14 protein-coding genes are annotated in these 12884 nt (G+C 45.4%); 7 read left to right on the top strand and 7 right to left on the bottom strand.

Features of this window, described 5'->3' with window-relative positions:
• Nucleotides 1-304: 304 nt before the first annotated feature.
• Complete coding sequence (locus QUA45_RS25300) at nucleotides 305-1270, bottom strand: RluA family pseudouridine synthase (RefSeq protein ID WP_333100063.1); 966 nt, start codon at nucleotides 1268-1270, stop codon at nucleotides 305-307.
• A 195-nt stretch (nucleotides 1271-1465) separates the two neighbouring features.
• Nucleotides 1466-2914: a RecQ family ATP-dependent DNA helicase gene (locus QUA45_RS25295; RefSeq protein WP_333100064.1), complete on the bottom strand. Its 1449-nt coding sequence runs from the start codon at nucleotides 2912-2914 to the stop codon at nucleotides 1466-1468.
• Nucleotides 2915-3082: 168 nt separating this feature from the next.
• On the opposite strand from QUA45_RS25295, the gene QUA45_RS25290 reads away from it, so the two are divergent.
• Entirely contained in the window at nucleotides 3083-3892 is an 810-nt protein-coding gene (locus tag QUA45_RS25290) for a phytanoyl-CoA dioxygenase family protein (RefSeq protein WP_333100065.1), read from the top strand.
• Nucleotides 3893-4059: 167 nt separating this feature from the next.
• Here QUA45_RS25290 and QUA45_RS25285 read toward each other — a convergent pair whose 3' ends face one another.
• Nucleotides 4060-4440 carry a hypothetical protein gene (locus QUA45_RS25285; protein ID WP_333046563.1) on the bottom strand — a complete coding sequence of 127 codons (381 nt, stop codon included), beginning with the start codon at nucleotides 4438-4440 and terminating at the stop codon, nucleotides 4060-4062.
• Between the two features lie 35 nt (nucleotides 4441-4475).
• Between QUA45_RS25285 and QUA45_RS25280 the strand changes: the two genes are divergently transcribed.
• Entirely contained in the window at nucleotides 4476-4664 is a 189-nt protein-coding gene (locus QUA45_RS25280; protein WP_333222481.1) for a hypothetical protein, read from the top strand.
• 209 nt (nucleotides 4665-4873) lie between these two features.
• On the top strand, nucleotides 4874-5494 hold the full coding sequence (locus QUA45_RS25275) for a M23 family metallopeptidase (RefSeq protein WP_333100067.1): 621 nt from the start codon (nucleotides 4874-4876) through the stop codon (nucleotides 5492-5494).
• 113 nt (nucleotides 5495-5607) lie between these two features.
• Here QUA45_RS25275 and ftsH read toward each other — a convergent pair whose 3' ends face one another.
• Nucleotides 5608-7542 (bottom strand): ATP-dependent zinc metalloprotease FtsH, encoded by a 1935-nt coding sequence (gene ftsH / locus QUA45_RS25270; RefSeq protein WP_333100068.1) that lies wholly within the window; start codon nucleotides 7540-7542, stop codon nucleotides 5608-5610.
• 327 nt (nucleotides 7543-7869) lie between these two features.
• On the opposite strand from ftsH, the gene QUA45_RS25265 reads away from it, so the two are divergent.
• A complete protein-coding gene (locus tag QUA45_RS25265; RefSeq protein ID WP_333100089.1) occupies nucleotides 7870-8415 on the top strand; it encodes an NADPH-dependent FMN reductase in 546 nt (181 codons plus the stop codon).
• A 162-nt stretch (nucleotides 8416-8577) separates the two neighbouring features.
• Here QUA45_RS25265 and QUA45_RS25260 read toward each other — a convergent pair whose 3' ends face one another.
• Entirely contained in the window at nucleotides 8578-8808 is a 231-nt protein-coding gene (locus QUA45_RS25260) for a hypothetical protein (RefSeq protein WP_190734279.1), read from the bottom strand.
• Nucleotides 8809-8940: 132 nt separating this feature from the next.
• Between QUA45_RS25260 and psb32 the strand changes: the two genes are divergently transcribed.
• Nucleotides 8941-9663, top strand: a complete 723-nt coding sequence (psb32, locus tag QUA45_RS25255) for a photosystem II repair protein Psb32 (protein ID WP_333100069.1) — start codon at nucleotides 8941-8943, stop codon at nucleotides 9661-9663.
• Between the two features lie 59 nt (nucleotides 9664-9722).
• Here the strand turns inward: psb32 and QUA45_RS25250 are convergent, their stop codons facing one another.
• Nucleotides 9723-10106 (bottom strand): DUF4346 domain-containing protein, encoded by a 384-nt coding sequence (locus QUA45_RS25250; RefSeq protein ID WP_333100070.1) that lies wholly within the window; start codon nucleotides 10104-10106, stop codon nucleotides 9723-9725.
• Between the two features lie 339 nt (nucleotides 10107-10445).
• On the opposite strand from QUA45_RS25250, the gene dcm reads away from it, so the two are divergent.
• Nucleotides 10446-11483, top strand: a complete 1038-nt coding sequence (gene dcm / locus QUA45_RS25245) for a DNA (cytosine-5-)-methyltransferase (RefSeq protein WP_333222479.1) — start codon at nucleotides 10446-10448, stop codon at nucleotides 11481-11483.
• Nucleotides 11428-12531, top strand: a complete 1104-nt coding sequence (locus tag QUA45_RS25240; protein ID WP_333222478.1) for a hypothetical protein — start codon at nucleotides 11428-11430, stop codon at nucleotides 12529-12531. The genes dcm and QUA45_RS25240 overlap by 56 nt, the downstream gene beginning before the upstream one ends.
• A gap of 164 nt (nucleotides 12532-12695) precedes the next feature.
• Here QUA45_RS25240 and QUA45_RS25235 read toward each other — a convergent pair.
• On the bottom strand, nucleotides 12696-12884 hold a 189-nt coding region (locus tag QUA45_RS25235), incomplete at its 5' end, for an ACT domain-containing protein (RefSeq protein ID WP_333222476.1).

Raw genomic sequence — 12884 nt, 5'->3', positions numbered from 1 at the left:
TGGACTCAGATGAGGTGCGATCGTAATTCGTTTTGGCATTCTTTATTTGATGGGGGTGCTGTTCCTCCTGATTATATTATGGTTGATCGACCGGACATGATATAACCGATAAATATTAGACTTGAATTGAAGCCCTTTTTCGCTCTCCTATCTTTAAATGTATCTGCGTTCATCTGCGTACATCTATTTTCATCTGCGGTTGACATCTTACATCAAAGATTTAGGCAAGAAGTTTAATCAAGAAAAAAGGAAGGCGAAAAAATGTTTATAGTAAATACTTTACCAGTGTTAACTGCCCAAAATATCAAGTGTGAGAGCGCAATCGCAATATTTTCAACAAAGTGTTGAATTGATCGGGTAAAGGTGCGATCGCCTCTATTAATTCTCCGGTTACGGGATGCTGCAATGTCAGCCGCCATGCGTGGAGGGCTTGTCCGGTTAAATTGACGCCGATCGAACGGTTGGAACTGTACATCGGGTCGCCGACAATCGGATGTTTTATTTCCGCTGTATGCACGCGAATTTGATGGGTGCGGCCGGTTTCTAATTGATAGTGCATTAAGCAATAGTTGCCGATTCTTTCTTTGATTTTCCAGTGAGTAACTGCGGGGCGACCGCCTTTTTCTACTGGTACTACTGCCATTTTTTTGCGGTCTGTGGGATGCCGCCCGATGGGTAAGTCTATTGTGCCTGTTTCGGTGTTAGGAGCACCGTAAACTATGCCTAAATATTCGCGGCGGGCGGTTTTGGTTTTGAGTTGGGCTTGCAGGTGTTGGTGGGCAATGTCGGTTTTGGCGATCGCGATCGCACCTGTTGTATCTTTGTCTAATCTGTGCACGATTCCCGGCCGCTGAACTCCGCCTATTTCTGCTAGGGGACAGTGGGCTAAGAGGGCGTTGACTAATGTACCGTCTGCGTGTCCGGCGGCTGGATGGACGACTAATCCGGCTGGTTTGTTGATGATAATGAGGCTGTCATCTTCGTAGAGGATGTCGAGGGGAATTGCTTCGGGCTGCAAGGAAGTGGGCTGGGCTTCGGGTAAAGTGAGGTGGATGCGATCGCCCGTTTTTACTGATATTTTTTTCGAGGTGCAGGTTTCGTCGTTGACTTTGACGTTGCCTTGTGATATCAGAGTTTGGATTCGCGATCGGGATAAGTCCGGTATCTGGTTTGACAGCCAAATATCTAATCGCTGATTGACATTACTGCGATCGAATTCCTCTGTATTTTCTACTCTGTAAATCTGTGCCGCAGTGTCTGTTTCTATCATTTACTTTTTACTATTTTTTGCCAAGTGTGTAAAGCAAATATCTTCATCATAACATCTGTGAGTTAGTTCGCGATCGCACGGGCAGCGAGAAACCGGTTTTTCTCACCGCAATACTTCCTTTGGGCCCGCAGACTGGGTAAAAAACCCGGTTTCTTTGGTCGGAGTGGTTAAGTCGTTTGAGTATAATCGTCAATTCTATCGACAATTATCGCAGTGGCCGCAGCGCATTGATTTAGCTTCCTTGGCAAACCCAAAAGCTTGCAGCAAAAATTGCCACCTACACTCGCGATGTTTGAGATATTTAGCCATTTCTTCCGCTGCGGTAAAATTTAATTTTTCAGCTTTTTGCTGGGGAGATTTATCGATCGCATAATTAAAAGGATCTTGCCATGTTAATTGTCCGCTACTGTGCAAGATTGAAAGGGCGATCGCGCTTTCGGGAAATTCGCGAGAAACTGCTTCTATATCGCCTTTAACTGGCAGTTTTTTGGCTAATTGCTGAGCTTCTCGGTATTGCGATCGCAATTTATCTTGAAAAAATTCCTTTCTTTGTTTATCTTCGGGATAAAGAAAACCCGTAGGTTCGCTAATCAATGTCAGGGCGATCGCCGATTTGCCGTCGCGTCCGCCTCTACCAATTTCCTGAATGTATTCCGATAATAGCAAAGGTGCTTGAAAGTGAACAACCCACCGGACATCTGGCTTATTAATTCCCATCCCGAATGCTGAGGTACAAGTCACGAATTTAATATTATTGTTCAGCCAAGCTGTTTCTATTTTTCGTCGTGATTCTGGACTTAAACCTGCATGATATGCTGCTGTTTCATAACCTGCTGCTTCCAACAAATCTGCCAAATTCTCGCTATCTTTTCTAGTGCGTACATAGACTAAACCTGCTTGATTTTGTCTAGCTTTAATAAAATTTAATAACTGCTGTTTGCGTCCTCTCGGCGTCCACACTGTCTGCACTTGCAGGTGCAGGTTAGAACGGTACGGACTTAGCAGAAAGGCTTCGGGTTTTTGCAGTTGCAACACATTTTTGATTGTCTGCTGTGCTTCCGGGTTGGCGGTAGCGGTGAAAGCGGCGATCGCAATTTTACTGTTTGCTGGTTTAGCTTTCAACAAAGCCGATCGCACTGTTCCCAAACGGCGGTAAGCTGGTCGAAAAGTATCACCCCACTGCACTAAACAGTGAGCTTCATCTAATATTAAACCGTTTATTTGGATCTGTGGCTGACTGATAATTTCCCAAACAGGTTTGCTGAGTAATGTTTCAGGAGACAGGTACAGCAATCTTAATTTGTTTTGTTGCAGCGACTGCATAGTTTGTCGGCGCTGCGCTGTTGGCAATTGACTGTGGAGTAGGGAAGCAGGAAGATTGCGATCGCGCAATTCTTGTACTTGATTTTCCATCAGTGCGACTAACGGCGAAACTACCAACGTTAAGCCTGTTTGTAACAAAGCTGGCAGTTGAAAGCAGATTGATTTGCCGCCACCTGTCGGCATAATTATAATTGTATCTTTTCCGGCTAATAAACTACCGACGATTTCTCCTTGCGGTGGTCGAAAGTCGTCGTATCCCCAGATTTTTTGGAAGGCGGCACGGGCTTGATTTAATGATGTTGGTTCGGGTTGGTATTTCATTTAATTTATTCCCAAATCAGACGTAATGTGAGCAGTGCGTGTCTACATAATTAAATCTTGTGTAAGTCCTGATGTACCAATAAACCGGGTGGCTGGTTTCATAGTATGCAAGTATCGAGCAGAATAAGTGTTAATTTAATAACAGTTAATAATTTTACTTTTTAAATTATGAACGCAAGCACGTTAAGGGAAGTTTTCAGCTATCGGCAAAAGATTTGGGATCTTTTCGATACCGCAGGTCTAGCAGAAGCAGTGCATGAAGATGGTTTTGCGCTGATTCCTGGTGTACTCAGTCCGTCGGAAGTGGCGCAAACCAAGGAAGCACTCGATCGCCTGCAACCCTTCGGACTCGATGGTAGCAGTTGGAGTGAATTGAACCAGCATTTTAAGTGCGTTTTTAATCGCGATCGCCTGTGGCTCTCCTATGCCGATCGACCGGGTATAATTGAATTAGCCGAAGCATTAATGGGCAGCGATTGCCATATTATCGGCATGACTGCATGGAAAAGCGGGCCCGGTTATGATGGTTGGCGCGTCCACGTCGATCAGGTGTTTGTACCCGTGCCCGAAAGCGTGTTTGGCGATCGCACTTTTCAACTGCCAGTATGGATTTGTACAGCCCATTTCTATCTCAGCGACATCGCTGAAGACCTATGTCCTACCTACATTATTCCTGGCAGTCACAAATCTGGTAGAAAACCCGATCGCGGGGAAGAAACTTGGAACGGACACTCCCCAGAACCAGTTTTGTGCAAAGCAGGAGATGTGCTGTTTTTCCGCAGTGAAATTTGGCACTCCGGCGGCAAAAATACGACGACAGATGGAACTCGCTACTTACTGCAAGTGCATTATTCCCACCGCAACATCGCGCAGAAATTTTCGCCTTGGCCGTGGCAGTTCAATCCCGAAATTCTCGCTACCGCTACTGAACGGCAACTGCGACTTTTGGGTAAACATCCTGAGTCAAATTACGGTTAAAATACATTGCTAATTTTGTTTGAGGCGCGATCGATAAATAAACGGGAAATGTCATATTTATTTGAGAGTTGGAGTTTTGGATTTGAGATTACGATCAATTCTAGAGGCTGGTAAATCTCAGAATATCTTGAGCAATCCAAAATCCAAAATCCACAATCTAAAACCGCCTAAGATTGACCGTCACGGCGGCCGAGTTCGTACACGCCGCCGCCAATACAGGCGATCGTACCCATAGATACCGCCCAACCAGTGCCCAGAGACAATTCCACGCCCCAATTGCACAATCCGCCCACAATTAAAAAGGGCAGAATGCTCAACAGGGAAGCGTAAAAGGCATTTTGGGCTTCTCTGGCTTGGCGGGTTCTTTCAAACTCGGCTTCCGAGGTGTAGAGGGATCTCTCGGCAAAATTCATCCAGCGGTTGAGTTGCAGGATTACCCATTCTGTGAGGGGCGACAGGCCCCAGTACAGGGCCAAAGACCACAAGGACGCACCGGCGATCGCAGTTGCATCTATGGCAAAACTAAAAGGAAAAATTTCAGTAAGCATTGCTTGATGTGTGTGTTATGAATTTGAGATTTTGGATGACATCCAAAATCCCGGAACTAACTAACTATAGTGTCAAGCAAAAGCTCGATCGAATTCAACCGCAGCACGAATTCCTCAGCCAATTTTTTTTTATCACCCCTGGACATTTACCCGGAAGCCTTGACACCGGTTTTGGATGGAGTAAGATACACGTTGTTATTAAACTGATTCGCGATCGCGAGTAGAGCTCAAAGCCAATCTTGCAGCGAATTGGCATAACTTACATCTTGCACCCTTCTCAGAAACTCAGAAACGGGGAAGATGCCCGTTCCACAAAGAATGATTTTTTTGGTGGGACGGAAAGCCCGCCCCGGAAAGCTTTATTGACTGACAAGGGTGCAAAATGTGAGCCTAACAGACAACGCAAACTCCCACACACATTTAACTTTGAGCCGTGAAAAAAATCCTGCAAGACTCTAGAGGCCCGCTGACGGTAAAACGCTTTTTTCGTTTCAGACAGATGCTGCTGCTGGCACTTTCGATCGGCATTGTGTTGATCGGCCCTTATTTTCAGCAGCAGGTAGTCAAAGCTCAGTCAGGCTTACCAAGCAGAGTAGCGACGGGTAATTTGTGGCAAGAAGCTTCTTTTCCAGTCGAAAACTTTGAAACATACACTTCCGCCTTCGGCCCCCGTGGCGGGGATTTTCATTACGGTTTGGACATGGCGGCCCCGGAAGGCAGCTATATCCGCAATTGGTGGGGCGGCCAAATTGTGGAAGTTTGGGAAGATGGCCGGTGCGGCACTGGTATGGTGGTGCGATCGGGAAATTGGGAACACATCTACTGTCACCTCAGAGGCCGAGTGCTAACAGCTAACGGCGGGCGTTATTATACCGATAGCGAAGGTACCGTGCAAATTTGGCAAGGTCAAACAGTGCCTGCAGGTGCGAGAATTGCCAGAGTTGGGATGACTGGCCGCACGAGTGGACCTCACTTGCACTGGGGACTGAAGTACGGCGGCCGCTGGGTTGACCCGGCTTTGGTACTCCGGGAAATGTACGCGCAACAATCTTAATTTGTCATTAGTTAGCAGTCATTTTTTTTGGTTTGTAGTAATGACTAAAGTCCTGATTTTTTCGGGAATGAGGAATCAAGTCATCACTACAAACTTGAATAACTAATGAATCTTTACGTTGGTGCCAACTCTTTTTTGGTCAACTCGGTGTACCGCTCGACAATTTGGCGGAATTCATCGCCGTCGATCGTTTCCTCATCCAACAGCGCTTCGACAAGTTTGTCTACCAAAGCGCGATTTTCGCGGATAATTCGGCGAGCTTCTTCGTAGCACTCAAAGGCAATTTCCCGGACTTGCCGATCGATCTTAATTGCCATGTCTTCGGAATACTCGGATCGCGAATTCCAATTCTGGCCTAAAAACACCTCATTGTTCGGACTTTCCAAAGCCACAGGCCCCAAATCCGACATTCCATAAAGCGTTACCATTTCCCTCGCGAGACTGCTAACTTTTTTGAGATCGCTACCGGCACCAGTGTCGATTTCAGCATCGCCATAAATTTCTGCTTCCGCCGCCCGTCCCCCCAAAGCTACTTTAATTCGGTTTAACAGCAAAGCCCGACTCCTCAAACCTTCGCTGTCGAGCATTTCGTCGTCGAGCACAAAGCTAGTGAAGCCTTCGATGCCGCCGGAACGCGGAATAATCGTTACTTTTTCAACTGGATCGGCATTTTTGAGCATGGTCGCGACTAGGGCGTGTCCGACTTCGTGGTACGCTGTCATCCACTTTTTCTTGCTGTCGAGCAGCGGGTTGAGGGTAAGCCCGATCGTGATCCGGTCGATCGCGTCGTGAACTTCTAAGTTACTAATCGTGTCTTTGCGACGCCTCGCGGTAAGAATTGCTGCTTCGTTGAGCAAGTTTGCCAAGTCGGCGCCGGAAAAGCCGGGAGTGCGGCGGGCGATCGTATCTAGGGCAACTTCTGGGTCGAGTTTTTTGTTGCGCGCGTGAACTTGCAAAATCCCCAAACGCCCTTTGTAACTGGGTAAATCTACCGTTACTTGGCGATCGAACCTGCCGGGCCGCAGCAGGGCGGTATCGAGAACGTCCGGCCGATTAGTAGCTGCAATCACAATCACACCGCTGTTACCCTCAAAGCCGTCCATTTCTGTCAGCAACTGGTTGAGAGTTTGTTCGCGTTCGTCGTTGCCGCCGCCGATACCAGCGCCGCGCTGCCTTCCTACGGCGTCTATTTCGTCGATGAAGACGATGCAGGGGGCATTTTCTTTAGCTTTGCGGAACAAGTCGCGGACGCGGGAGGCGCCAACTCCGACAAACATTTCTACAAATTCCGAACCGGAGATGCTGAAGAAGGGGACGGCTGCTTCGCCTGCGATGGCTTTTGCCAGCATTGTTTTGCCGGTTCCTGGAGGCCCGATTAACAGAACTCCTCTGGGAATTTTGGCGCCGATGGCGTTGAAGCGTTCGGGTTTTTTGAGGAAGGTTACGACTTCTTGCAGTTCTTCTTTAGCTTCTTCGATGCCTGCAACGTCGTCGAACATCACGCCGGTTTTGGCTTCCATTTGGAAACGGGCTCTGGATTTGCCGAAGTTCATGGCATTTCCTTGAGATTGTGTCGATCGGCGCAGGATTGCCATCAGCACTGCCAACACTGCAAAAATCACTAGCAAGTTTACTACTAAACTGACTGCGGCGGCGTTGTCGGCTGTTTGTTTGACTTCAAAGTCAATCTTTTTGGCGCGGATTTGGGAGTACAGTTCTCGGTTGTTGTAGTCGAACAGACTAACTGATTGGGTTTGATCGCTTTTTTGATTTTTTAGCCTAACCTTGGCAATTTTTTGAGTTTCGTCTACTTCGATTTTACTGACTTGCCCTTTTTCTATGTTGTCGATCAGTTGGCTGTAACTCATGGTGTTTGGCGCGCTCTCGGCAAACACCGGGGTCGAGAGCAATATTCCTTGAGAAATCACCAAACTGCCCAGGATGCGCCAAAGATTCCGTCCTGAAATTGATTTTTTAGGATTCTGGCTCGATTTGTCTTTGTTTACAGCTAGATGCCCCAGCCATGCGTGTTTCCAAGAATTTTTCATATTGCTTTGCCCAAGGTTGAAGACTGCCAAGATTGACCGCTTGTGGTTTGCTACGTTCATTTATTTTAACAAGATGGCGGGTGTTGGATGGGTTTATCTCTCGCGGGCATCTTAAGAAACCCCTCAAAATAGTGGCTTGTGAACGCTCCGAGTCTGTTTTCCCTTACTGGGCTTATGAGCACTCACCCCTCTTACCCGTAACCTTCTGTTCTTCCTTCTATTTTCTACATCGGAAAATTTAACTTGACAGTTGCCGATCGAACTTGCTATGTTAAACATACTCGTAATGAGTACGTTTTAGCCGAGCATTTATTGTTTTTAAGCTTTATGGTAAAAATTGTCGGCATTGGTGGAAGTTTGCGGGCTGGCTCCTACAGCCAGTTAGCGTTGAAGGTGGCAGCAGAACGGGCGCAGGCCCTGGGCGCGGAAGTTGAAATATTCGATTTGCGATCGCTCAATCTGCCATTCTGCAATGGTGAGAATGATTATATCGATTACCCCGATGTGGAAAAGCTGCAGAATGCGGTTAAGCAAGCCGACGCTTTGATTTTGGCAACGCCGGAGTATCACGGTAGCGTCAGCGGTGCTCTCAAGAATGCCCTGGATTTGATGAGTTTTGAGCATTTGGACGGGAAAGTTGCGGGTGGGATTAGCGTTTTGGGAGGGCAAGTTAACAACAACGCACTCAACGATTTGCGCGTGATTTTAAGATGGGTGCACGCTTGGGTCATTCCAGAACAAATTGCGATCGGACAAGCTTGGAAAGCTTTTAGTCCTGATGGTAAATTGTTGGATGAAAAACTGTCTGAAAGGTTCGACGAATTTGCTCGGAGTTTAGTGGAAAATACGCGGAAATTGCGAGGAATTTCGTAACTTTATCTGCTGATGACAAATGCAGTCCGAAACGCAACTGGCCTATTCTTCTGATGTGTCAGTTGCAATAATTGCTCGATTTGAAGAGGTTTTGTCTCTAGTAGAGTACCCGACAAGCTGTAATGTTAACTGTTAACAGTCAACAGTCAACAGTCAACTGAATTAAAATGGCATATCGATCATGTCTCCGAAAGGATGGGGTACGTCGATCGCCATTCTTCCGGGTTTTGACTCATATTTGTCTATCCACTTTTTGGCCAATTCCAAAGCTTCCTCCTCAGTCTTGGCATTTTGGACGGCTACGTGGCGGTTGCCGCGACTATCCCAAACCTCGACGTAGAAGACTTTCTGGGATTGAATAATCCAACCTTTATAAGTGTCTGCTGGTTCCATAGTTAGAATCCTAAAATAATCGGGCGGGGAGTTCCACTGGCGAGCTAATTGTAAATATTGCCCTGCATAAAATGAATTTTACGGGGGTTTCTATAGTATTTTTGGAAAAAAGTCAGTTTTACGGTTAACCTCATGACCCGACTCCTGAAGCAATTATTTAACTGGAGAAAATATCTCCAACCTTTGGCGGCGACGATCGCGATCGCCCTAATCGCATCCCAGATGGCGGTATTGCCGGCATTGGCGACTGGCGTTTACGAAATGCCCGTGTTGTCGACGGGCGATCGAACTTGGGTGTTCGACAAAGGCGACGTACTCAGCCGCAGCAGCGAAAGCAATATCAGCAGCGTGCTCGACAACCTGGAAAACAAAACAGGGAAACAAGTCAGATTTGTCACCATCCACCGCTTAGACTACGGCGAAACGGCTGCCACTTTTACCGACCAACTGTTTGAACAGTGGTTTCCCGCAAAAGAAGACCAGACTAATCAAATTTTACTCGTTCTCGACACTGTTACCAACAGTGCAGCAATTCGCACCGGCGAAGGGGTTAAATCCCTGCTAACCGATGAAATTGCCCAGAGTGTAGCTGGGGAAACCGTGCAAGTGCCGCTGCGGGAAGCCAATAAATACAACGAGGCATTTTCGGCTGCAAGTACGCGCATTGCAACTGTTTTGTCGGGCGAACCCGATCCGGGCCCTCCTGAAGTTGTTGACAACATTCAAGTTGAAGGCACCTTTAAAAAAGCTGAAGAAACAGATCGAGGCAATGCCACAGTTGTTGTGGTTGTGCTGTTGGTGTTGGCGACAGTGATTCCGATGGTGACTTATTTCTGGTATCAAGGTTTTTCGTGATCGGGTGCTGATAAATTCGATCGGTTGCCGTTTTGTAAAGAAATTAAGGCAGGGCTGCACTAATCTTGAACGTATTCTCGATCGCTCAACAATGCAATTTCTGCCCGTACAAACTCCCGTCCCAGATAAGCCGCGTGATCTAACATTGTCACCGGGCTGGGGCGGGTTTCTTCTAAGATTTTGACACAAAGCTCTTTGGCGGTTCTGCCGCTAAAAACTGTGGATTGCGTGCGTTCTACTTTGCCGCGGGCGGGGATAGGTTTACCAGTTTCGGGATCGACGGCGAGGCCTCGATCGTCGATGATGTTGGTGAAATGTTTGGCACAGATTAAGCTGGTTTCGCGATCGAGATAGATGATGAAGTAGCCGCCTGGATCGAGGTCGATGTGGCGTTTGGATAGCTTGTCATCGATTGCTGTGAGATTTTCCAAGGTTTGACTCATGGTTGGTGAAAGAAAGTAGACAATAGCTGTGATTTGTTTTGCTATTTCTAGTTTAGTCGGCTGCGGGACAAGTTTGGCAGGTTGGTTGGTTGAATGCGGGGGGAATTTTCGGGCGATCGACAATTCCTGCAATTTGCCTATCGCTCCTATGCTACAGTCGATCGGGCTCGACAGAGAAATTGATGAGTGAACTTAAGACGCGATCGCTGTTAGATCCCCGACTTCTTCAAGAAGTCTGGGATCTGGGAATTCTGTTTTTTTAGCCGTTGCTCACTTATCTATGATGCAAAATCGGTTATTATTGTATAGATGATTTGTTTGTGTTAAAGCTGAGCCAAAATGAAATTTATAGATTTGTTTTCAGGAATAGGAGGTTTCAGACAAGGGTTTGAAAAAATAGGCTTTGAATGCGTTTTTTCCTGCGAGATTAACAGCAAATGCCGACAAGTTTACACGGATAACTTCGGTGAGGTTCCTTTTGGAGATATCAGTAAAATTAATCCCGTCGACTTAGAAGACTTTGATGTTTTAGTCGCCGGGTTTCCGTGCCAACCTTTTAGCATCTGTGGCAAAAAGCTAGGTTTTGAAGATACTAGAGGGACGCTATTTTTTGATATTTGTAAAATTATCAAAATAAAGCAACCTCAAGTAGTTGTTCTCGAAAATGTCAAGCACTTAATCCATCACGACAAGGGAAATACATTAAAAGTAATTATTGCTAGTCTTAGAGAGTTGGGGTACAGCGTGAATTACAAAATGCTGAATGCTAAAGACTTTGGGATAGCTCAACATCGTGAAAGAATATTTATTATTGCAACTAAAGGTAAAGAATTCAATTTTTCTCGACTTAAAAGTAAGTTTCCTCCGCAACTCAGGGAATTTATAGACGAGACAGGGGATTTTGAAATATTGGACAAATCAGAGTATACTTTAATTGATTATCCGAGAAAGCAAGATTCGGGACTTTTGTTTGTAGGTTACAGAAATAAAGGTACTTGGAAAACTGGCGTGAGGCCCAATACAGAACATTTATCGAGAGTTCACAGACAGCCTAATCGCATTTATTCGGTAGATGGAGTGCATCCGACTATTCCTTCGCAAGAAACCTCTGGCAGGTTTTTTATCTACATCCCTGAGCAAGATATGGTGAGAAAATTGACGCTGAAGGAATGTTACCGTCTTATGGGTTTTCCTGAAGATTTTAAGAGTTATCCGAGTGCGGGGGAAAGTTACAAGCAAATTGGGAATTCGGTTTGTGTACCGGTGGTGGAGGCGATCGCGCAAGAAATATTAAGTCAAAATTTATTGTCTAATGAGCCAAATGAACCACAAAGAAAAACTGAAGAATATATACAGCTTGTCCTTTTCAATTGCTGATATCAAGGATATTCCTCAACAATACCTTGAATATATTTTACTAATTGGTGAACAAGCATACAAACAAAAGGGCGTCTATACCGTCTTGGTTTCTCTTCTAACTCACAAGTCTTTATTCCCTCAACAGGACATCAGAAAACATCAGAGTAGTATGCCGGGTGGTTTTTCGGGAAGAACTATTGACACTCTATATATTACACCTACATTAAAAGAACTGGGACTTCCCTCTATGGCTGAAAGCGGTTGGCTCACCAGGTCTTTAGAACAACCGTACCCGTACAATTTAGACTACCAGGGCAAAATAAGCAACAAGGCAGTAAAAAAAGCATTTTTAAATATAATTGATTATGTTGAAAGCAGACCTGAACAGGCAGATAATGTGCTGCGCTTGATATTGAATAAAGTTATTGAAGTACAAGCTAAAAATATTGTAAACGTAGCCCAATTAGTTAATCCTGACACTCTGAACATACTGAGTATAGTTTCTTGTCTGGAGGAGCATTTTTTTACTAAATATAAAGTTCGCGGTGGCTCAAAGTTGCCTGTTCTGGCTATCTATACCACGTACAAGTCTCTTCTGGCAGAAGTGAAAAGATATGAAAACTGTACTTTAGCACCTTTAGGGAGTCACACATCATCTGACTTGACTTCAAGAAGTTCAGGCGACATAGAAGTATTTGACGAACAAGGGCAAATCTGTGAAGCTATTGAAGTAAAGCTCGATCGGGAAATTGACTTAACAATTGTGCGAATAGCTTATGAAAAAATTATCAGGTTTAATCCCAAAAGATACTATATACTTTCGTGTAAGGATATTAAAGCCTCTGAGATTAACGAAATAAACAACATAATATCTCAAGTTAGAGAAGAGCATGGCTGTCAAATAATAATTAATGGAGTCATTCCCACGATTCAATATTACTTAAGATTAATTTCTTTAGAAAACTTTGTGACAAATTACTCTAATCTGGTCAGTGTTGATACAGAGTTGCAGCCTATTCACAAGATCAAGTGGAATGAATTAATTGAAAAACTGGGTGTTGGGTAGATGGTGCTATAGTATTATCGGGTAATTTCTCAAACTCGGATTCAGTCCGAGAAGATTTAGTGGTCATATTTTATTAAAACACAGCCTAATGCTCTGCAATTGGGTAAGGTGGGCAAGGCCCACCCTACATTATTAGGACTCTTCATCCCGACTGCAAACAAGTATTAGGCGGGAACTTGGATTTTTTCGGTGCCGGCAAGTTCAAAGGCTGCGTGAATTGCTTTCAAAGCAGTTACACCTTGTCCTTCATCCACAACGCAACTAATTTTAATCTCGGAAGTGGCAATCATTTGAATGTTGATTTGCTGGCGGGAAAGCGCTTCAAACATCCTTGCCGCTACTCCCGGATGCGC

This window comes from Microcoleus sp. Pol12A5, assembly GCF_036701435.1.
In the GTDB taxonomy this organism is placed as follows: Bacteria; Cyanobacteriota; Cyanobacteriia; order Cyanobacteriales; family Microcoleaceae; genus Microcoleus.
This window is presented reverse-complemented; position numbering and strand designations above follow the sequence as displayed.

Coding starts and splice junctions, on each gene's coding strand:
- QUA45_RS25260 (WP_190734279.1), bottom strand. CDS start 8,808: ATGGAACCAGCAGACACTTATAAAGGTTGGATTATTCAATCCCAGAAA.
- QUA45_RS25295 (WP_333100064.1), bottom strand. CDS start 2,914: ATGAAATACCAACCCGAACCAACATCATTAAATCAAGCCCGTGCCGCC.
- QUA45_RS25300 (WP_333100063.1), bottom strand. CDS start 1,270: ATGATAGAAACAGACACTGCGGCACAGATTTACAGAGTAGAAAATACA.
- psb32 (WP_333100069.1), top strand. CDS start 8,941: ATGACCCGACTCCTGAAGCAATTATTTAACTGGAGAAAATATCTCCAA.
- dcm (WP_333222479.1), top strand. CDS start 10,446: ATGAAATTTATAGATTTGTTTTCAGGAATAGGAGGTTTCAGACAAGGG.
- QUA45_RS25250 (WP_333100070.1), bottom strand. CDS start 10,106: ATGAGTCAAACCTTGGAAAATCTCACAGCAATCGATGACAAGCTATCC.
- QUA45_RS25285 (WP_333046563.1), bottom strand. CDS start 4,440: ATGCTTACTGAAATTTTTCCTTTTAGTTTTGCCATAGATGCAACTGCG.
- QUA45_RS25265 (WP_333100089.1), top strand. CDS start 7,870: ATGGTAAAAATTGTCGGCATTGGTGGAAGTTTGCGGGCTGGCTCCTAC.
- QUA45_RS25240 (WP_333222478.1), top strand. CDS start 11,428: ATGAACCACAAAGAAAAACTGAAGAATATATACAGCTTGTCCTTTTCA.
- QUA45_RS25290 (WP_333100065.1), top strand. CDS start 3,083: ATGAACGCAAGCACGTTAAGGGAAGTTTTCAGCTATCGGCAAAAGATT.
- ftsH (WP_333100068.1), bottom strand. CDS start 7,542: ATGAAAAATTCTTGGAAACACGCATGGCTGGGGCATCTAGCTGTAAAC.
- QUA45_RS25280 (WP_333222481.1), top strand. CDS start 4,476: ATGACATCCAAAATCCCGGAACTAACTAACTATAGTGTCAAGCAAAAG.